Raw genomic sequence first — 20,675 nt, 5'->3', positions numbered from 1 at the left:
GCCCCGGCGTGCGGATTCAGTCGGCCGGTTACTCGCCCTGCTTCGGCCACTTGTAGGTGGCGTACGCGCAGGTCGAGTACTTCGGATCGTACCCGGGAAGCTTCTTGTCCCGGCCTTTGCGCTTATGGCCCGCGACCTCTCCCGGGGTGGTCAGTTCGATCCACTTCTGGGTCAGGTTGTCGAAAAAGTCGGGGCCTTTGTTCCGGTTGTAATCGAACCGGTCCCCGTATTCATCCCTCAGCCGATCAGCGGTCTGCTGATGGACGATGTGCCCGCGTGCCCACCAGATCCGCCAGAAGTTGTCCGGCTCATTGATCCTCTCCCACTGTGCGGGTGTGATGTCCAAATCGAGGACGGCAGTTCCCTGGTCGGCGACCGTCTGAGCCATCTCCTCGACGATCTTGCGTGCGGCCTCCTCCTCGCTATCGCACTGCGGGCCGTTGCCCCCGCCGGAGCCGACCACCGCCGCGAGGATCGCCGCGGCCGCAGCGGTCTTGGTTCCGTCTATGAGACCGCCGGTGGCCACTGCGGCATTGGCTGCCTGGCTCGCGTCGGCCTCGGCCACCACGATCGACGGAATTCGGAGCGCGGCCGGTGTCGCCACCGTCGCCGTGTTTTGGACGAACTGTCCGGCGGGCAGCAAGGCGATCGTCGTTGCGATGGGGATGTTGCCGAGGGTCTCGCCCATACTCGGGATCGCCACCGGTTCGACCGTGGGTGTGGTGGCGGGGACCGAGTCTGCGTACGTGCCGGCTGCGGTGCCGGCGGCCGGTGCCACGACGACGATCGGGGTATATCCGAGCACCGGCGCCGCGATCGAGACGACTCGCAGGTCGGTGGGGAATGCGTTGTACAGCGCTTGGAGAGTGTCGACCGCCGAGGTGCCGGCGGCGTGCATGCCGTCGAGCATCGCTGTGACACTGGCGTTGCCGATGGCGTACAGCGAGCGGATCGCGTTCTCCGCAGCGCCCGACTTCGCCCAGTAGTCGACGGCGGCGTAGGCGACGAGGGCGCCGAGTGCATAGGCAGCCAGTTCGCCGAGCGGGACAGCGCAGATCGGGCAGTGGCCGCTGGGGTCGTCATAGGTGGCCGGGCTGCCGTTGGCGTACGCGTATCGGTTGCTCTGCGAGGTCGGGTCCGGGGTGAGCGTCAGCGGGTCGCGGGTGGTGAAGCCTGCCTGGGCGGGCTCGTACCAGCGGGCTAGGGCGTTGACCTGACCGGTGGCCGGGTCGGTCCAGCCGCCTTGATATCCGGTGGCGAGTTCGCCGTTGCTTGCGGCGACCTCGCCGTAAGGCTCGTAGCTGCGGCTCGCCACGACTGATCCGGTGCTCGTGTCGAGTGCGGCCAGGGTGTCGCCGTGGATCGGATCGACGGCCAGTGTCCTGGCCGGACCGGTCTGTTGTTCGGACAGGGGGTTGCCGACGGGGTCGCGGAACAGTGCAGCCTCGCCGGTCGAGGTCGGCACTCGGACGGGGTTGTTGGTCAGGTCGGCGTAGCGGACGGCTATCCCGTTGCGTTCGGCCAGGCGGCCGAGCGAGTCGTACGTGTAGTTGATGGTGGTGCCGGGTTGCTGGACCTGTACCGGCTTGTCGAAGCCGTCGTATCGATAGGTGGTGACCGCTTCGCCGAGGGAGGCGGTGAGGAGGTTCCCGCCTGCCGACCAGGTGTTGGCCAGGTCCGCTTCACCGCCGCCGGTGGCGGTGACGAGTTGGTTGCGGGAGTTGTAGTTGTAGGTTCGGGTGCCCTTCGGGCTCGTCTCCGTGGTGCGGTTGGAGGCCCCGTCATAGCCGTAGGTGACCTTGACGTCGTCGGGCCCGGTCGACGAGGTGAGCCGGCCCAGACCGTCGTACCCGAAGCTCCTGATACCCGCACCGGCAACTCCCGTGACGGTGCGGGAGGTCACCAGATCGTCATCGTCGTAGGCATAGCTGGTGCTGAAGGTGGTTCCTCCGACGGGCGCGGTGACCGTCTCGGTGGCTGGGCGGCCCAGCGAGTCGTACTGATAGGTCCGCGCCGGCGCGCCGGCGCCGTAGGTGATCTTCGCTAGGTCGCCGGTGGCGGACGTGTAGGTGTATTTGGCTTGTTGGGAGGTCAGCGGGTCGTCGATCGTCTTGGGGCGCCCCGCGTCGTCGTAGGCGAAGGCTCCGGTACCGGACGGATCGGTACGGCTGGTCAGTTCGCCGTCGTCGTTGTAGCCGTACTCTGTGGTCACTCCCCCGTCGGTGGCGCTGCGCAGCAGGCCCCGATCGTCGTACTGGTAGGTACGAGCGGCGCCTGGGCCGCCGATCTCCACAGGGCGTCCCAGTGCGTCATAGTCGACGTACCGAGTGGCGGTCTGTACTCCGGCGCCGCCGCCTGTCTCCTCGACGATTCGGCCGAGGCCGTCGTATCTGCGGCTGCGGCTGATGCCGTCCGGGGTCTGCTCGGCGATCGGTTGGCCGGCCGCGTCGTAGATCTCGATCCAGGTGCGCTGGGCCTCGGCCTCGGGTCCGGGCTCCCGCGTCGCGACGCGGGCGCCCCAGGAGTTGTAGAGGTAGTCGGTCGTGTTGTTGTTGCCGTCCGTCATCCGGGTGCGGCGGTTCATCGCGTCGTAGCCGAGGCTGACGGAGACATCGGTGCCGGTGGCGGCGGTCTCGGTGACCGAGGTGGGGTCGGGCCCGGGGCCGTATCCGTACTTGGTGATGCGACCGGCGGCGCTGGTCACCACCGTGGGACGGCTGTCCTGGTCGTAGGCGGCGGCGGTTTGTCGCAGCGCGGCCGATAGCACGCCGCCGCTTACGGTGTGATCGGCCTGCGCGACCTGCCGACCGGCCGCGTCGTACTGGTAGCTGGTGGCCCGGGTGCCGCCCGTGATCTCGGCGACCACTCTGCCGAGCCCGTCGTAGCGGGTCTCCCGCCGCACGCCGGTCGGGTCGATCTCCGCAGTCTGTTCGGCTGCTTTGTTGTATTCGTAGCGGGTCTGGTGGCCGAGCGGTGTGGTAGTGCTGCTGAGCAGACCGGCGTCGGTGCGGCCCAGCCGGGTGATGAAGAACGTGCCGGTCTGCCGGTCCCCGACCGTGCTGGTGATCTGGCGGCCGAGGTCGTCGTAGGTGGCGGAGGTGACCGCGTCGGTTGCGTCCTTCGTGGTCAGCCTCTCGCCGACCCGGTCATATGTGTATCGCTCGACCGGCGGCGGCTTGGGTCCATCACCGTCCGGGTCGGCGCCGGTGATCGAGGCCAGCCGACCGTACGGGTCATATTCGTTGGTCGTGGTATGGCCCAGCGGGTCCGTCGTGGTCAGTGGCTGGCCGTCGGTGGCGTACGTGGTCCTGGTCGTCGGGACGATCGTGGTGCCGGGCGCCGGTGAGTAGGCGGGCAGGGTCACGGCGGTGGCCCGGCCCATCGCGTCGTATGCCGACGTCGTGACCGCGCCGGTCGCGTCCTTGAGCTGCGTCACGTCGCCGAAGGTGTTCCGGCCGTACGTGGTGACCGGGGTCACCCCGTCGGTGCGGACCCCGTCGGTCCAGACTGTGCGGGCCGCCCCGGTCGTGGTGCTGAGGTGGCCGAGCGCGTCGTAGGTGTTGACGGTCGTGATGCCGGCCGGGTCGGTGGTCTTCGTGACCAGCCCGCGTGGGTCGATCTGGTTGGTGGCGACGAGGGTGGCCGGTGTCGAGCCGGAATTGTCGACGGTGGTGGTGGTCAGGTTCCCGTTGGTGTCGTATGCGTAGGAGGTCTTCGTGCCCTTCTGGCCGGTGCGTTCGAACTCGACTGCGACCCGGGACAGTGCCCCTCCCCAGCCGTCGGCCGGCTGACTGTCGCCGATCTTGACGTAGAGGGTCTTACTCTGAGCGACGTCAGAGGTGATGTTGGAGAACCACTGGACTCGGTTCTCGCCGGTCCGGACGTTGTTGGTCTCGCGCTTCTTCTCCGTCCACGTCTTGTTGTCCGGGCTGAACTGGATCAGGTATTGGTTGCGGACCTCCAGCGAGATCTGTGCGGTGGCCGTGTCGGCCGGGAAGGTGAACTTGTAGGTCATGGCTGCGCTGCCGTCGGCATACCGATAGCCGGCGTTGTCGACAAGTGAGCCACCGGCGGAAGACAGATAAGGCTGCTCCGAGGTCAACCCGGCGGCGAAGGTGTATCCGTTGGTGGAGCGCTCGGTCACGGTTGAACCGTCCGCGGCGAACGAGCGCACCGTGGTGCGGGCGACGCCTGCGGCATCGAGGGTCTCCCTGTTCAGCAGTCCGGCGTCGTCGTAGTCGTAGTCCGAGACCACACCGCCTGCCTGGGTGACCCGGCTGATGTTGCCGCCGAAGTCGTATTCGTAATGCTCCAGCTCGGTGGCGGAGACGATCTCGCCTTCCGCGTCCCGGCGGACCCGTTTGGCCGTCTCCTTCTGGCCGTCGTTGTAGTAGGTGTAGGCGGTCTCCCGGCCCATCGCGTCGGTCATCGAGGCGAGTTGACCGGCCGGGTCGTAGGCCCGGGATTCGACGACGAGGTGTGTGCTGCCGGGGTCCATCGGGTCGACGCCGGTGCCGGAGGCGACGGTCTCCAGCAGGCGCCGGTTGTCGTCGTACCGGTAGTCGAGGACCAGGCCGTTGGCTTTGGTGATCTGTGCGACGTCACCGGCGGTGTTCCAGACCCGCTTCTCGGTGGCGCCGTCCGGGCTCGTCTCCTCGGTGCGTCGGCCGGCAGCGTCGTAGTGGTACGTCCAGGTGCGGGCCGGGTCGCCTCCGGTGATGTCCGCGATCACCTTCTGCTCCAGCTGACCACCGGGTACGGAGTACGTGTATCGGGTCTGCTGGGTGTTGGTCGCTGCGGTCACCGGGTTGACGACCCCCGGCGCGGTCTCCTGGGTCACCCGCGACAGCGGGTCGAATTCGGTGGTCCAGGTGCCGTACGTGACCGTCGCGCCGCCGATCGCTGCGCTGTCGGTCCGGCTGATCCGGCGACCGAGCAGGTCATAGCCGTAGTCGCTGGTCAGGCCGATCGGGTTGATCACCCGCAGTAGGTCGCCCTTGCTGTTGTACGAATTGGTGGTGACGCCGCCCAGCTTGTTGGTGGTCGTGCGAGGCAGACCTGCGGGCATCACGCCGCCGCCGAGCGCGGCCTCCGTGCCGGTGGTGAAGGAGACCTTCTCCGTGGGTGAGGTGGGAGGTCCTGCGGGCGTCGGATAGGTGACCGTCGTGGTTCGGCCGGCGGTGTCGAGGTCGTACCGGATGCGGTTTCGCGGGTCCTTGTCCCAGCCGGTGCGAGTACCGGACTGCCAGATCAGCTTGTCGTTGCGCGGATCGAGCGGGTCCGCGGTGTTCAAGTAGTAGCCGTAACTCTTCCATCTGGTGACCAAAGACTGGTTCACCGTCTCGTCGACGACGTTGCCGCGCGCGTCGCGGAAGAAATACTTGTCGCGGCTGTTGGCGTCGATGTATTTGAAGGCGAAGCCGTTCGCGTCGTATTCCCAGCTCTCGGTTCCTGCGTCCGTGGAGCGCTGGGACAGCCGGTCACCGTGTACGGCGTCGTATGTATAGGTGACCGAGTCGCGATCCTCGGAGGACAGGGCCACCCGGTGCACGCCGGTGGCCAGTACGGGTTGTGTGAGGGTCCAGGTGGCGCCGTCGTTGTCACGGATCGTCGCGAGTCGGCCGGAGTTCGGGTTGTAGGTCAGGTGGGTGGAGACGTATCCGGTGGACTGTGTCACGTCGGACAGTCGTGCCGAGGCGGTCCGGGCGGCGTAGTGCCCGGCGACCTGCAATTCGCCGAGCGGGTGCCGGTAGACCGCTACGTCGTCGATCTGGCCGGTGAATGGCAGGTATCCGGTCGAGCCGCCGGCGTACGAGTTGGTGTAGCCGTTACCGATCGTGGCTTTGCTCAGGTCGGAGCGATACACCTGGAATCCGGTGAAGCCGCCGATCCGGACGCCGTCGAGGTAGATGTCCTGCCTGTCGAGGTTGACGGCGATGGCGGCGTGGTGCCAGGTGCCGTTGTCAACCCGGGCCGCCGAGACCGTCTGGGTTCCGCCGGTCGCCCAGGCCCTGCCGTGCAGCTTGCCGTCGGTGCCGACGTAGAGCGCCGGACTCCAGCGCTTGGGTGTGGTGCCGAGTGTGGTGTTCTGCTCGCCGTACAGGACGCCGGTCGAGCCGGAGGCTGCTTTGAACCACAGTTCGACGGTGAACGCCATGGTCGAGGTCAGCAGATTGTCCGGCAGCATCATGGCGCTGCTGTTCGCGCCGGTGAAGGTGCCCGCTCTGTCGCTGGTGCCCTGCAACGCGCCCGCCTGATTGAGGGTCACCTTGCTGTAGGTGGCGTTGAGTTCGCCGGGCTTGGTCGCGGTCAGGTTCGCCGCGGAGCTTCCGCTCGTCTCGGTCATCGGCCAGTAGGCGACCGGGTTGTCGTCGAGCACTACGGATCGGTAATGCGACGAGGGGGCCGAGAGGTAGCTGGTACAGGCGTTGAGTGGGTTGCAGGCTTGGACCAGGTTGTTGCCGTCGTAGGTGTATCTCCAGGTCGACGGTGCGGCACCGGCGGACGGCGCGTCGGTCGTGACCTGAGCCACCTTGCCGTCGACCCAGGTCAGATAGAGAGAACGGCCGCTCGCCCCATCGGTGATCTTGGTGGCTTGCCCGGCGGTGTAGGTGAGGGTCTGCGTCTGGCCGGCGGCGTTGACGATGCTGGTCAGGTTGCCCAGGTTGTCGAAGATCCGCTTCTCACCGGAGGAATCGCGCAGGGTCCAGTTCGAAGTTCCTCGCACCAACGAGACCGACTGACCCAGTGGCGAGGTATAGGTGCCGTTGGCGTTGCGCCCGAATCGCGCCTGCCGTCCTGACTCGAAGGTGACGACCACGTTGCCGCTGCCGTCCGGGTCGGTGGCGACGGTCTGGTCCAGTGGTGTCGACCAGCTACCGCCGAAGGCGCCGGTTCTGCCTTTCACCTCGAGCTCGTAGATCCGGGCGGTCGCGTCACTACCCTGTGTGGGGGTGGTGATGTTGAGTTTGACGTAACGCGCCGTCTGCGCCGCGATGGTGCTGGTCGTGATTTTGGCGGTGTTGCCGCTGACGGTGGCGGCCGTGGTCCACGAGGTGCCGTTGAGGGAGGTCTGGATGTTGAAGTTCTTGGTGTTCAGCTGATCCGACTCGCCGCCGGCGCCGGCATGACGCACCACGAACGACGAGAGGGTCCGGGGTGCACCGAGGTCCACCTGCAGATACGGGCTGGCCGCCGAGGAGCACCACTTGTCGGCGGCATTGCCGTTGACGGCCTGCGCCGGGGTGTCGGTACTGGTGCAGGCCGTCGACCCGGAGGCCGCTCGGTCGAGGGCGATGTTGTTGTCCGTGTAGCCGTTGACCTCGAACTCGTAGATCCGGGCGGCCGTGTCACTACCCTGCGTGGGGGTGGTGATGTTGAGTTTGACGTACCGCGCCGCCATCGCATTGATGGTGCTGGTCGTGACGTTGGCGGTGTTGCCTCTGACGGTGGCGATCGCTTTCCACTGAGTGCCGTCGAGAGAGATCTGGATATTGAAGTCTTTGGTATTCAACTGACCCGACTCGCCGCCGGCGCCGGCATGACGCACCACGAACGACGACATTGTCCGAGGCGCACCGAGGTCCACCTGCAGATACGGGCTGGCCGCCGAGGAGCACCACTTGTCGGCGACATTGCCGTTGACGGCCTCCGCCGGGGTCTGGGTACCGGCGCAGGCCGCCGACCCGGAGACCGCCCGACCGAGAGCGAGGTTCCTGTTGGGCCCGCTGTTGCGGTAGTCCTGCGAGTTGTACGTCCGCCGGATCTCCAGCGGTGGTCCGGGCACCGGCACCGATGCGTCGACGACGCTCGACGAGTAGTTGCCGACCTGTGGATTGACTCCCGGTACGGCGGCGTTCTCGGACGCCGTCGCGAGATGAGAGGTGACCGGAGGCTGCGCCACCACCGGCGTCACGGCGTAGGGCCCCTCGAAATACGTCATGTTCGTGCCGTCGTAGACCGCGACGTACCAGAACGACGTCTTCCCCCAGGCGAATTTGCCGGCTGGCACGGTATACGTCGATGACGTGATCCAGTCGGTGTCTATGCAGTCGACCGGGGCGTCGTAAGTGCCGTTGCACACCTCGAACCAGTAGTGGGCCACGTCCGGGGCACTGTCCGGGTCGTAGTACTGCGCCCACAACGTCGGGCGCAGCGTATTGACCTGCGCGTTGTTCGGTGGATGAAAGGACAGGATCTCCGGCGGAGAGTTCGGGAGGACCTTGAAGGAGAACGTCAACGTGGGAACGCCGCGTTCACTGGCGAGACCGTTGGGCCCGACGAGGTCCAGCACCACCCGGTAGGTTCCCGCGGGCAGGGCTCTGACCTGCAAGGTGAATGTGCCGGCCTCGAGCGGGTCGATCTGCGAGCTCGGCTTCATCATCTTGAACTCGGAGAGCTGGTTCGCGCTGTTGTAGACGTCCGCGGTGACCTGGTAGCCGTTGGTCGGTGTCCAGATCACGACGCCGAGGTTCTTCGCCCGGATGTCGATCTCACCGGCCCGATCGGGCCTCACCGCCGGGTCGAACGCCATGCTGGGTAGCGAGTAGGAAGCCGCAACCTCGGAGTAGTACAGATCCAGGAACGGGGCGGCGCCGCCCGCGCCTTCGGCGGAGCGGAACCATTTCTCGGCCTTGTTGTCGGTGGACGACGAACGCAGGGTGAAGCCGTACCAGTCGTGGTTGTTGTCCAGCAACTCGGTCAGCTCAGCCGCGTCGAGGGTGATCGTCTCCCAGCCCATCGCCTTGCTCGTGCAGCTGCCACCGCGGTTGAACGCCTTCGAACCGAGCGAGTCGGTCGAATAGGCGGGACCCGGCCACTTCTGCGAGTTACTGCTCCAGGGCGCCCAATAGGCCGTCACCGGGTAAACCGTCATGGTGACGTTCGTGCAGGTCGGCGCCCACACCTGGTAGAGGCTGAGCGCGGCACCCACGATGTAGCGCTGCTTCAGGCTGTACTGGGTCTGATAGAAGCCGAGGTAAGAGGCAGCCTTCTCAGAACCACCGTTGTACGTGCCGACCTTCAGGAAGGTCTCCGAGCTGTTGTCGCGGTTGGCGAAGTCCTTGCTGGAGACGAAGGTGTCCTGGTAGACGGTGTCGCGCAGAGCAAGCGGGGGGTCGACGGTGACCGGGTAGACCCGCTGCGGGCTTCGCAACCACTCGGCGTCCAGGGTGACTTCGAGCTGCCAGCTGTCGCCGTCCTTGAGCAGCTGATAGACCACGTCATTGGACCGCACGCCGGTCCCGGTCTTCGGGTCGGGCTTCGAGTCGAACATGAATCCGGGCGGGATACTCGCCCGGATCTGGCCTTCGGCGTCTTTCAGGTTCACCCGGCAGGTGCCCTCCGGCAGTTCCGGGGTCAATCCCTTGAGACGGAGCGGGAACAGGTACCGGGTGGGAGCCTCTGCGGATTTGATGATCAGCTCGTCCTTGAACCCGTCCCGGGTGGCGGTGACGACCAGGTCCGAGCCGGGCAGGATCTCCGGGTAATGCACCTCCGAGCCGGTCGCCGCGCCGTCGACCGGGGCGGCGCCGGCCACGCCAAATCCTGCCTCGATGCCGGATTCCAGGGTCAGCGTGGCCAGGCCGTCCTCGGTGGCCACGTCGCCGAACGAGACATCCATCGCGGCCGCCGGCCGGAACCGGCGGTCGGCCCCGCGAGTCAGGCGGGTGTCGATCGGCACCATGGCGCCGGTCTTGTCGCGGGCGTAGGTACGCTCGGAGAATTGCCGAGCGGTCTTGGTTCCATCCGGGTTCGCGAAGACCGTAGAGGTCGGAGTGCGTTCCTCGACCAGCTCCCGCGACTTCCCCTCTTCGAAGCCGGTGACCTCTTCGCCTGCAACCGGCTGCAGCGCCGTTGCAGGTTGCTCGGCATCCTCGGCAGTCTTGGCCGCCTTCGCACCGGGCTCGACCCGCTGCGGCTGTGTGCCGGCAGGACAGTCGACACACTGCGCGCCGTCGACCGTCGGAGGGTCGGGATACGATTCCTCCTGACCGACCACGTTGTCGGTTCCCGGGGGAAGTTCCGGCGCACCGTTAGGCTTCGAGCCTCGGGCCGCGGTCTCCGCCGCAGTGACCTCATGCTCCCGACCGGCAGCCGATCCCACCTTCTGTATCGGGGAGCTGCGAGATCCGCCGGACGGATCGGCTGACGCCGCGCCCGGGAATCCGATCAAGATGGACGCGACTACGGTCGCGGCCACCGAGGCGGCGATGAACCGACGCCGCTCCCGGGTTCGGTTCTGCCACCTATCTGGTGACAAACGAATGCGTTCCCGTCGATCGCTCACAGCCAACCCCCGCCGACCAAGATCGAAGAAGCTAAGTGGATCGATCCTCTGGTACAGAGCGGCAACTTTCAAGATCGAGCTGTGAGATTTATTCGAGTTCCCTTTGAGGTCGCTGTGAGCCTGGACGACTTCTCGCCGGCGCGGCACACAGAGAAGGGACATCCGACGCTAACGACACTGCTTCGACACAGAAGCGCCTGCGCTGACAGTTGACCCGTAGCCGACGAGAACCTCCCAAAACCGCATCAATCCTATGTGCGCAGCAAAGGTCCACATTGCTGCTTGAGTACGGACTTCCGCAGCATTGCCTCTGGCTAGCAGGGCCTTGCGCTGCGGAGGCGCGAGACCGTCCAGGGCTCGTTTCGCCTCATCGAAGGCGACGATCGCTTCGCCTGGTCCCGGCCCCGAAGGAACAACGGTCTCCGCGGTGAGCTCGACGCTCTGATGACCTTCCTGGTCTCGCAGCAGGGCTCGGAACTGATTAGGGGATTCGCCGATGCAGATCCGCAGAAAGAAAATGCTCATCGTGGAACCGCCAGTCGGTGACCGCCCTCGGTCGGCACGCGCGTCGTCCTCGAACCGCGCACGGCCTTGGCAAGAGCATCTGCTGCAAGCTCCTCTTAATCTTCCTGGAGTCACATATCCGGTCGGCGCAGATTGATGATTGGCTTGTGCTGCCGGCGCCACTGAAAGATCAGTCCGCTACCGATGGCCGACCGCATCCGCGGCATGGCATACCGAAACACTTTGATCGACGAGTTCAACCCAAAGCTTGCCACGAAAGCCAGCCCGCCCTACGGCCTCCCATACCCGGATGTCCCAGGTCAGCCGCTCTGGATCCGCCTCTCGCGCCCCAAAGCCGCCGCTGTCGCTGGTGGACCCCATCCAGCCTCCCCCTCCTGTGGACCCACGGTGCTTGTGCGCCGATTCCTCTGTCACCGGCCACCGCGAATCCCCCTGCGTCAGAGCGGAGATGCTGGCAGGGCTGGCCCGAGGCGGAGATACCGGGGCCTATGAAGAACTGAGGCGGCTCGGAATCGAAGCCGGAGAGGACAGCCCTCTCGCCATGATGGCCGACGCTGCTAAGAGGGCATCTGATCCTCTAAGTGAGTGTTTGAGAGGACTGTTATCCGGGCGTGTTGAATGTTCGGCGGCTCTGGCGGATGGCGGGTCGGCCGCGGTCGAGGCGGCGGACCATGGTGTTGATCGCGGCCCAGCGGATCAAGGCCTCGGACACCGCGGGATCACGTTCGTAGTCGCGGGCCAGGCGACGGTGCGCGGTCAACCAGGCATAGCTGCGCTCGACGACCCACCGCTTCGGATGTACGACGAACCCGCGCTGGTCGGCGGGCTTGCGGACGATCTCGACGGTGGTGTTGAGCGTTTCGGCGGCCCAGCCGACCAGCCGACCGGCGAAGCCCTGGTCGGCGAACACGTGCCGGATCGGCGAGAACAGATAGGTGCTGAGCAGGGTCGTCTTCGCGCCGTCGCGGTCCTGCCACGACGCCGACATCACGCAGACCACGACCAGCAGGCCGAGAGTGTCGGTGACGATGAACCGTTTCCGGCCGTTGATCTTCTTCCCAGCGTCGTAGCCGCGGGTGTCGCTGCCGACCGTGTCGGCTGCCTTGACCGACTGCGAGTCCATGACGCCGGCCGACGGCTCGGCCTCGCGGCCCTCGGCCAGGCGTAGCTGTTCGCGTAGTTCCTCAACGATGCGTTCGGTGACCTGGCGTTTCTCCCACTGCTGGAACTGCCAGTACACGGTCTGCCAGGGAGGGAAATCGATCGGCAACTGACGCCACGAGCAGCCGCTACGGACCACGTACAAGATCGCATCGACCATCGCCCTGCGTGGGTGCTTCGGGATCCGCCCCGGCGACTTGATCAACGGAAGCATCGGCTCCACGATCTCCCACTGCTCATCGGTCAGGTCCGACGGATATCGACGCTCACGCTCCACCAGATCAGCTTCGGACCGCCTACACCCAAGCCAGGGACACGCCGTGCGACAGCACTCTCAAACACTCACTAATACTGCAACGGCACTCAGCTGGCGGAACGTATCGATGATCGGATCGTTGAGTGGTGCGTGACGGCGATCGAGGTTGATCAGTGGTCGGGTGAGCTGGACCGGTTGCATGCCCGGTTCGCAGACCGGTTCACCCGGTCTGAGCCGCGGCGGCGGGCCCGGCAGTACCTGTCCGGGCTGGTCGCTGGTCTCGACCGCAAGAACGGCTGGACCCTGGCCGAGCAGGCCGGTGACCTGTCACCGGACGGGATGCAACGGCTGCTGCGGTGGGCTGACTGGGACATCGACGCCGTCCGCGACGAGGTGCGTGACTACGTGATCGAGCACCTCGGCGACCCTCGAGGTGTGCTGATCATCGACGACACCGGCTTCCTGAAGAAGGGCGTGAAGTCGGCGGGTGTGGCCCGGCAGTACTCGGGAACGGCCGGACGAATCGAGAACTGCCAGATCGGCGTCTTTCTCGCCTACCGATCAGCCCGCGGACACGCGCTGATCGATCGGCAGCTGTATCTGCCCGCGGCGTGGACCGATGACCGGGACCGCTGCCGGGCGTCCGGGATCCCGGACGAGGTCGGCTTCGCGACCAAGGTGCAGATGGCCCGGCAGATGCTGGAGCAGGCGTTCGCCGCGGGAGTGCCGGCGGCGTGGGTGACGATGGACGAGGCCTACGGGCAGTCGAAATCGTTGCGAGTCTGGCTGGAGGAACACGACCAGCCGCATGTGGTGGCCACCCGCTGCAACGACGACGTGGTCACCACCGACATGGGCCGGGCCCGGGTCGACGAGCTGATCGCCGGCCTGCCAGGCCGGGCCTGGTCGAGAATCTCGGCCGGACCCGGTGCTCACGGACCTCGCGAATACTGGTGGGCACGAGTACCGATCCGGGTGTTCTGGCGTCCTGGCCGCGGGCATTGGCTACTCGCCCGTCGCAACATGAGCACCGGTGAGCTGGCCTACTACGTCTGTTACGGACCGAGGAAGACAAGGCTGATGGACCTGGCCCGCATCGCCGGGACCCGGTGGGCGGTCGAGGAATGCTTCCAGCAGGCCAAGGGACAAGCCGGCCTCGACGAGTACCAGGTCCGCGACTGGCGAGCCTGGTACGCCCACATAACCTTGTCGATGGCCGCCTACGCCTGGCTCGTCGTCGCCCGAACGCTGACCGCAGCAGAGCAAACAGCAGCAGTGACGACATGATGATCGGCTACACGGTACCGGAGATCCGGCGCCTCCTCGCCGCACTGTTCGTCCGCCGTCACCAGCCCAAACACATCTGGTGGTGGTCACGCTGGCGACGACGACGCCAGCACCAAGCCCGCCTCAGCCACTACAAACGCCGCGGCTACCCACTCCGATAAGTGCCGTTGCAGTACTAATACTGCAACGGCACTCAGCTGGCGGAACGTATCGATGATCGGATCGTTGAGTGGTGCGTGACGGCGATCGAGGTTGATCAGTGGTCGGGTGAGCTGGACCGGTTGCATGCCCGGTTCGCAGACCGGTTCACCCGGTCTGAGCCGCGGCGGCGGGCCCGGCAGTACCTGTCCGGGCTGGTCGCTGGTCTCGACCGCAAGAACGGCTGGACCCTGGCCGAGCAGGCCGGTGACCTGTCACCGGACGGGATGCAACGGCTGCTGCGGTGGGCTGACTGGGACATCGACGCCGTCCGCGACGAGGTGCGTGACTACGTGATCGAGCACCTCGGCGACCCTCGAGGTGTGCTGATCATCGACGACACCGGCTTCCTGAAGAAGGGCGTGAAGTCGGCGGGTGTGGCCCGGCAGTACTCGGGAACGGCCGGACGAATCGAGAACTGCCAGATCGGCGTCTTTCTCGCCTACCGATCAGCCCGCGGACACGCGCTGATCGATCGGCAGCTGTATCTGCCCGCGGCGTGGACCGATGACCGGGACCGCTGCCGGGCGTCCGGGATCCCGGACGAGGTCGGCTTCGCGACCAAGGTGCAGATGGCCCGGCAGATGCTGGAGCAGGCGTTCGCCGCGGGAGTGCCGGCGGCGTGGGTGACGATGGACGAGGCCTACGGGCAGTCGAAATCGTTGCGAGTCTGGCTGGAGGAACACGACCAGCCGCATGTGGTGGCCACCCGCTGCAACGACGACGTGGTCACCACCGACATGGGCCGGGCCCGGGTCGACGAGCTGATCGCCGGCCTGCCAGGCCGGGCCTGGTCGAGAATCTCGGCCGGACCCGGTGCTCACGGACCTCGCGAATACTGGTGGGCACGAGTACCGATCCGGGTGTTCTGGCGTCCTGGCCGCGGGCATTGGCTACTCGCCCGTCGCAACATGAGCACCGGTGAGCTGGCCTACTACGTCTGTTACGGACCGAGGAAGACAAGGCTGATGGACCTGGCCCGCATCGCCGGGACCCGGTGGGCGGTCGAGGAATGCTTCCAGCAGGCCAAGGGACAAGCCGGCCTCGACGAGTACCAGGTCCGCGACTGGCGAGCCTGGTACGCCCACATAACCTTGTCGATGGCCGCCTACGCCTGGCTCGTCGTCGCCCGAACGCTGACCGCAGCAGAGCAAACAGCAGCAGTGACGACATGATGATCGGCTACACGGTACCGGAGATCCGGCGCCTCCTCGCCGCACTGTTCGTCCGCCGTCACCAGCCCAAACACATCTGGTGGTGGTCACGCTGGCGACGACGACGCCAGCACCAAGCCCGCCTCAGCCACTACAAACGCCGCGGCTACCCACTCCGATAAGTGCCGTTGCAGTACTAAGGGGATAGTTCACGTTTGCGCACGTCATCGATCGCCGACCGGCCGGGCCGGCCCCGGCGCCGCTTCACGACCCTGCTGGCTGACAAGGGCTATAGCAGCGAGGCCTTCCGGCAAGCCTGCCGCGACCGCGGCACCGAACCGATCAACCCGAAGCCTAAGACTCCCGGTATCAAGCGTCTGGGCAAACTGCGCTACGTCGTCGAGCAGACCTTCGCCCTGCTTCATCAGTTCCGCCGATTCGCCGTGCGCTGGGAGCGTCGCCTCAACATCCACGACGGCTTCGTCAGCCTTGCGCGGGTTCGACGCCGCCACCAGCCGGGAGGACGTCGCCCCAAGGGCCACGAACAGCGGAGATGAACTGATCTCGGCACGAGTACGCATCGGTCGATTCTGGCCGGCCGTGACGCTCCGTGGCGCGCGGATCGTGGCTACTTATGCGGATCATGTTCGCCTGGTACGCCCGCAAGGGTGGATCATCGATCCGACGTGCCGCCGTGGCGCGGCTGACGGCTACTGACAACGGGGCTGGCATGGAGCTCACGGTTCGAGATGTGATGGGCTGGGCGGCAGCCGTCGACCGCGACGTCGAACTGGCCGACGTTCATGCGATCTTTCGGCACGGCGGTCCCAACCCGGTCGCGGGCCCTTCGAAACTGGATGCGCTCAGGCAGCGCGTCAACCTGCCCCCGTCACATGCGGAGTTTCTGACCTACTGCGATGGTTGGATCGGACTCGACGGGCAGACGGACCTGTTCCCGATCCGAGAGCTGCTCGACGGGCCGGCGACCGAAGAAGCCTGGGTGATCGCCGAGGCGTACGACGAGGGCAGCGGCTGGCAGTTCGGACTCTCCCGCGATCGCTACCTCGTCATCGGTGCGGCCGAATCGAGCCTGAGCGTCGTCCTGCTCGACCTCGTATCGCCGCCTCGGGTGTGCTGGCTGACTCAAGCGGGCGTGGAGGAGTTCCCGGCCCTGGAGGCACTCATTGCGACTGCCACCGAATACAACCTGGAGACCCTTGCCGCCCTACGGGCGGACCCGTGGCTAGGCATCTCAGACGATGCCGGAACGCACTGACATCAAGCAAGAGCGTGTCCCGGACTCTTGGCGAGTCGTACGGAGCGTAACGATTGCACAGGTCACCGCCCGCGTGGGGCCGGGTAGCGACGGCGCATTGCTGCGCCGCCGCCCCCTCAGAACCGTGCGTGCCAGTTTCCCGGCACACGGCTCAAGCAAGCCCTGTGGGCCGCTGGCGTGCAGTGTTCTGGCCTGCCGTTTTGCCGGTCGCCCGGCGGTGGCAGTGGGTGTGCAGCAGACGGAGTCGCGGATCGTGAGGGCTGCCGTCCTGTCGTAGGCTGATGGCGTTGTGGTCCACAGCTTTCCGCAGGCCGCCGTACCATTGTTCCCATTCTCGTGGGGTTTGTGGTGGGCGGTCGGAGTGCAGGAGGAACTCCCCGCAGTAGTGGCACCGGCCCTGTTGGCTGTCGAGCAGCTGCTGGGTGGTGCGGTCGACCGGGGGTTGCATCCTCGGGCGTCGCCGTCGGGTGTTCCAGTAGTCGGCCAGCGCCGCATCGTCGAGCGACGCGGTGCCGGGGACCAGCTGGTGCCGCACGATCCTGGTCCAGGCGAATTTCTGCAGGTAGGCGCCGCTGTCGCGGTCACCGAAGACCCACTTGTTCTGCCGAGACCTGTTGAACATGCCGAAGTAGCGGGCGACGACCCAGCTCGTCGGCTTGTTCGGGTGGCTGTGCCTGGCCCATTTGTAGACCAGTTTCCACAGGTATTGGTCCAGCATGGTGAAGATCTCGCTGGACACCACCGTCCGGTAGTAGGCCGCCCAGCCCCGGATGATCGGGTTGAGCCGGGCGATCACCGCGGCGGCGTTGCTGCCGCGCGGTGCACGCACCTCGGTGCGTAGCCGTTCCCGGATCCGTCTGACCGCCGTCTTGCTCGGTTTGATCAGCAGCAGACCACGGTAGCGGCGGACATTGAACCCGAGGAAGTCATAGCCCTCGTCGAGGTCGACCACGCGGGTCTTGTCCTCGTTGAACGCCAGACCCCTCGGTGTCAGCCACGCGGCCAGCCGTGCTCTGACCTGCATCGCCTCGTTCCTGGTCCGGCACAAGACGACGAAATCATCGGCGTATCTGATCAGCACCGGGCTGCCCGGGACGCTGGCCGCACCGTCGGAACCGACGGTGCGGTAGCGGACCCCGGCGGCGTGTTCCATCCCGTGCAGCGCGACGTTCAACAACAGCGGGCTGACCACCCCGCCCTGAGGAGTTCCCTCCTCGGTCGGGGTGAACCGGCCCTGCTCGACCACCCCAGCGGTCAGCCAGTCTGCGACCTGTTCCCTGGCGGGGAACCCGCCGAGCTGACCGAGCAGATGAGAGTGGTCGATGCGGTCGAACGCCGCTTTCAGGTCCGCGTCCAGCACCCACCGCCGGACCGGATTACGGCCCTTGACGGTTGAGAAGATGGCCTGGATCGCGTCCAGACAGCTGCGTCCGGGCCGAAACCCATACGATCTCGGCTCGAACCGGGCTTCCCATTCCGGCTCCAACGCGGCCGTCACCCGAGCCTGCAGGACCCGGTCGACGATCACGGGAATGCCGAGCGGCCGGCGTCGGCCGTCCGCTTTCGGGATAGACACCCGTTTGACTGGACGGGCTTGCCAGGGTTGCTGCCGACGCTGGATAACGTCCGCCAGCGCGGCTTTGTCCTGGCCGTCGAGGACGATCCTGCCGTCCACGCCCGCCGTCAAACGCCCAGCGTTGACCTCCGTGACCCGCCGGACCGCCAACAGCGTGTTCGACCGGGAGCGGAGCATCAACTTCTGCAGATTCCGGACCCGCTTGTGGTCCTGCGCCTGCGACGCCGTGAAGATCCGCTGACGCAGACGCCGTACGTGTCCCTCGCAGGCACGCCAATCGATCGCGTGCCAGTCGAGGACGTCCTCCGGTCCGTTCACCACCACGGCCGAGGCCGCAACAGTGTCCAACTTGTCCTTCGGTTCCAGCCTCGTCGTCATCATCTCTTTCACGGGCTCACCTGACCCGCGTCAGCCTGCTTCCGCAGCCGGGCACCCGGGCCCGGTATCCGGCCAGTTATCCAAGAACCCCTGGTAGAAGGACCAGGACACGGCCCTTGGTTTCCTGTCGCCTTTCGGCCACCGGCATTCGCTTCTCGGGTCATCCTGTTCCCGCCCGGGGAGCTGGGCCTTCCTCACGGTCGGCTTACCACCCACCGAAGCGGGCGGACCCCGTCGGGGTTTCCACGTTCCACACTCACGAGTCACGACCGGGTTGGGTGCCCTCTCTACCCCGGGGACCAGCGGTGCTCTCCTGGCCGAATGCCGTGCCCGACCAGCGCCTGCCGCATCACAACGGCCTGTCCCTGCACCCCGCCCATGCATCCCACCGCGCGGAGTTCCGTTTTACGAGGCATCAACGAGGGTTCACGCAATTCACCCGTCCGGTCTGCCCCTCACCCGTGGCCCCCTCGAGGGGACGAGGACTCCTCCGGCTTTCCCCTCGGGCTTCGCACCCCACCGTTACCAGCAGCGCACGCCAAGGGCGGGGCCAGGCAGCAAGCACGCGCCCGGGACTACACCACCGACATCACGCCGGTCCTCCTAACTGCGAGTCCACTCGCAAAGTGCGACATCGTGTCGCAACGGCAAATCCGGAAGAGGTCCGGTCTCCGCGACTCAGGCCGTCCGCTGATGACCTTCCCTGGTCGCATCGGTGGAGGATCAACTCAAGGGACCGGTAGGTCGACTCGACGTCCCATTCCGAACTCTGACGCTTCGTCGTCGGTGATAATCGCGAATGTGCCGGCCGGTACCCCGCCGAGAACCGCCACACGCGAGGCCGCCGACAACAGGGCGGCCTCGTCCGCTCCGGTGATGAAGAAGATGTAGACATCGCCATACTCTTCACCGTCGTCGTACACCTCGACCGTGCCTTCCTCCTCCAAACCGGCCAGAAGATCCTCTACCTGATCGATCCACGGGAACGGATAGGCGCCGGGAGCAAGGCCCTCAGTCGGTACCAGCGGAACGTGAATCTCGACGATCTCTGCCATGACCACATGATCCATCACGGGACGCCCCTCGGAGGAAGCTCCGGGATCGGGCATTCAGCGGGCGGCACCTCCTGCACCGGCTCACGAACCGTCAACGGTCCGATCCTGGCGACCAGTTCGTACTGTGCGCCACGGCGTGCCTTGACGCCGCCGGCGGCCGGCTCGACACGGAAGCCGCTGCGAATCTTGATTTGCCAGGTCAGCACGGCCACGGCCACCGCCTGCCACAGCTCAGCTCCCTTGCCAAGGCACACCGATCGCTCGAAGCAGCGATAACCGGCCGGCCGCTCGAGCCAGCGTTCCTGCGCTGGGCGCGTCTGCCCGACGACGTCGTAGCTGAGCCCGAGCACTACACGATTCTGGCAGGCGAACTGCCGCGCGGAGAGTATTTGGCACCGCCTGCACGGCGGTGACGGGAGTAGGCCGACCGGCCCGCACGATTGGCGGCAGGAGAGTAAGACTCGCAGGCCAGAGCGTCGTTCACGCGGTCGTCCAGGTAGGTTCGGGAACTCGCACTACACTTCGCCGAGGACGGCTACCGCGAAGCGGTCGGGGCCGGGCTGCTTGTCGGGGCGGAGGCCTTCGGCGAGATGGTTCCGGCGCTGGTGCAGCTCACGGCGCCAGCCTGGTCGATGTGTTCTGCGGCCGGGCGGGTGAGCGTGTCGGAGCCGGTTCAACGGCGCAGCGCGTCGCGGATGGCTTCCAGGTCGTGGATGCGTGCGGGTGGCTGGCCGCGGCCGGTGCCGTGCCACAGTTGCGCCGACCGGGTCGCCAGCAGCACGGCGCGTAGCGGCTCGTGACCGCTGAACTTGGCGTGCATCGCGTCGCGCATCACCGTGTTCTTGAGCTGGTCCCACCGGCGCAGGTGCTCGTCGTCGAGCAGCACGAGCTTGCGGTGCCGGCGTGCCGTGGCGCCGTCGCCGTGGGCCAGTTCGGCGCCGCTTTCCAGCGCGAACTGTCCGGCCAGCCCTGCGTCCACCAAGGCGACCTTCGCCGCTTGGAACGCGTGCTCGACCGTGCGATAGGTGCGCCCGCCCAGCGTGAACTGCGCCGGCCAGAAGTTCGACAGCATCCGCCGCCAGTGCCGCACGCCCGCCAACTCTGCATAGCAGGCCGCATCGGCGACTCGCTCGTGGGCTCCCTTCCCGGGAAGCCGGTCCGCCGAGCCGGAGAAGAAGTACAGGCGATCTTCTATCGTGGTCACGGCCGGCACACTACGGCCGGGGTACGACACGCAGTCCGCGATCAGTGACGCCGCACGGGCGGTTCCGGCGCTACGGCACCCACCCATCCCGGCCGGCCAGCAACGGCATGGCCCTCGTACTGCGATCATATCGGTGGGTCTGTACCCCGTAACCGCCCGCCGGCTCTCCGCGCCCAGCGCAGTCGCCCGCGAAGTGCACTACCTCGAAACCGCGCATTATCAGCGGCATGAGAATACGTCGGGCGAAAGGCTTAGCTTTCGGGGGCTGAAGTGCGCAACCCGACTCTCCTGGGGGTCGTCGGTGCTGCCGTCTGGAA

At 66.5% G+C, this 20,675-nt stretch carries 11 protein-coding genes; 4 read left to right on the top strand and 7 right to left on the bottom strand.

Annotated features, from left to right (window positions below):
* Window positions 1-28 precede the first annotated feature (28 nt).
* The 3 genes from CHC09_RS41170 to CHC09_RS41165 all read right to left on the bottom strand — a co-directional run bounded on the left by CHC09_RS41170 (window position 29) and on the right by CHC09_RS41165 (window position 12,251).
* Window positions 29-10,000 (bottom strand): discoidin domain-containing protein, encoded by a 9,972-nt coding sequence (locus CHC09_RS41170; protein WP_089298697.1) that lies wholly within the window; start codon window positions 9,998-10,000, stop codon window positions 29-31.
* A 456-nt stretch (window positions 10,001-10,456) separates the two neighbouring features.
* On the bottom strand, window positions 10,457-10,813 hold the full coding sequence (locus CHC09_RS45870) for a hypothetical protein (RefSeq protein WP_143232867.1): 357 nt from the start codon (window positions 10,811-10,813) through the stop codon (window positions 10,457-10,459).
* Window positions 10,814-11,414: 601 nt separating this feature from the next.
* Window positions 11,415-12,251, bottom strand: a complete 837-nt coding sequence (locus tag CHC09_RS41165) for an IS5 family transposase (protein ID WP_203833409.1) — start codon at window positions 12,249-12,251, stop codon at window positions 11,415-11,417.
* 138 nt (window positions 12,252-12,389) lie between these two features.
* Here CHC09_RS41165 and CHC09_RS41160 point away from each other — a divergent pair, with 138 nt between their 5' ends.
* From CHC09_RS41160 to CHC09_RS41145, 4 genes are all read left to right on the top strand, one after another.
* Window positions 12,390-13,517: an IS701 family transposase gene (locus CHC09_RS41160; protein WP_089298754.1), complete on the top strand. Its 1,128-nt coding sequence runs from the start codon at window positions 12,390-12,392 to the stop codon at window positions 13,515-13,517.
* Between the two features lie 245 nt (window positions 13,518-13,762).
* On the top strand, window positions 13,763-14,890 hold the full coding sequence (locus CHC09_RS41155; RefSeq protein ID WP_089298754.1) for an IS701 family transposase: 1,128 nt from the start codon (window positions 13,763-13,765) through the stop codon (window positions 14,888-14,890).
* Between the two features lie 194 nt (window positions 14,891-15,084).
* On the top strand, window positions 15,085-15,426 hold the full coding sequence (locus CHC09_RS41150) for a transposase (protein WP_089298696.1): 342 nt from the start codon (window positions 15,085-15,087) through the stop codon (window positions 15,424-15,426).
* Window positions 15,427-15,503: 77 nt separating this feature from the next.
* Window positions 15,504-16,145, top strand: coding sequence for a hypothetical protein (locus CHC09_RS41145; protein WP_089298695.1), 642 nt, complete (start codon window positions 15,504-15,506; stop codon window positions 16,143-16,145).
* 151 nt (window positions 16,146-16,296) lie between these two features.
* On the opposite strand, the gene ltrA is transcribed toward CHC09_RS41145, so the two are convergent.
* The 4 genes from ltrA to CHC09_RS41125 all read right to left on the bottom strand — a co-directional run bounded on the left by ltrA (window position 16,297) and on the right by CHC09_RS41125 (window position 20,358).
* Window positions 16,297-18,102 (bottom strand): group II intron reverse transcriptase/maturase, encoded by a 1,806-nt coding sequence (ltrA, locus tag CHC09_RS41140; protein ID WP_239138936.1) that lies wholly within the window; start codon window positions 18,100-18,102, stop codon window positions 16,297-16,299.
* Window positions 18,103-18,827: 725 nt separating this feature from the next.
* Window positions 18,828-19,154 (bottom strand): hypothetical protein, encoded by a 327-nt coding sequence (locus tag CHC09_RS41135; protein WP_089298752.1) that lies wholly within the window; start codon window positions 19,152-19,154, stop codon window positions 18,828-18,830.
* A gap of 14 nt (window positions 19,155-19,168) precedes the next feature.
* On the bottom strand, window positions 19,169-19,504 hold the full coding sequence (locus tag CHC09_RS41130; protein ID WP_179277501.1) for a DUF1990 family protein: 336 nt from the start codon (window positions 19,502-19,504) through the stop codon (window positions 19,169-19,171).
* A 323-nt stretch (window positions 19,505-19,827) separates the two neighbouring features.
* Window positions 19,828-20,358: an NADAR family protein gene (locus CHC09_RS41125; RefSeq protein WP_179277500.1), complete on the bottom strand. Its 531-nt coding sequence runs from the start codon at window positions 20,356-20,358 to the stop codon at window positions 19,828-19,830.
* Window positions 20,359-20,675 lie beyond the last annotated feature (317 nt).

The organism is Actinoplanes regularis (genome assembly GCF_900188005.1).
Taxonomy (GTDB): domain Bacteria; phylum Actinomycetota; class Actinomycetes; order Mycobacteriales; family Micromonosporaceae; genus Actinoplanes; species Actinoplanes regularis.
This window is presented reverse-complemented; position numbering and strand designations above follow the sequence as displayed.

What these genes read in the sequence shown, in the direction of transcription:
- CHC09_RS45870 (WP_143232867.1), bottom strand. Translation starts at nt 10,813, where the DNA reads ATGAGCATTTTCTTTCTGCGGATCTGCATCGGCGAATCCCCTAATCAG.
- CHC09_RS41145 (WP_089298695.1), top strand. Translation starts at nt 15,504, where the DNA reads ATGCGGATCATGTTCGCCTGGTACGCCCGCAAGGGTGGATCATCGATC.
- ltrA (WP_239138936.1), bottom strand. Translation starts at nt 18,102, where the DNA reads ATGATGACGACGAGGCTGGAACCGAAGGACAAGTTGGACACTGTTGCG.
- CHC09_RS41135 (WP_089298752.1), bottom strand. Translation starts at nt 19,154, where the DNA reads ATGGCAGAGATCGTCGAGATTCACGTTCCGCTGGTACCGACTGAGGGC.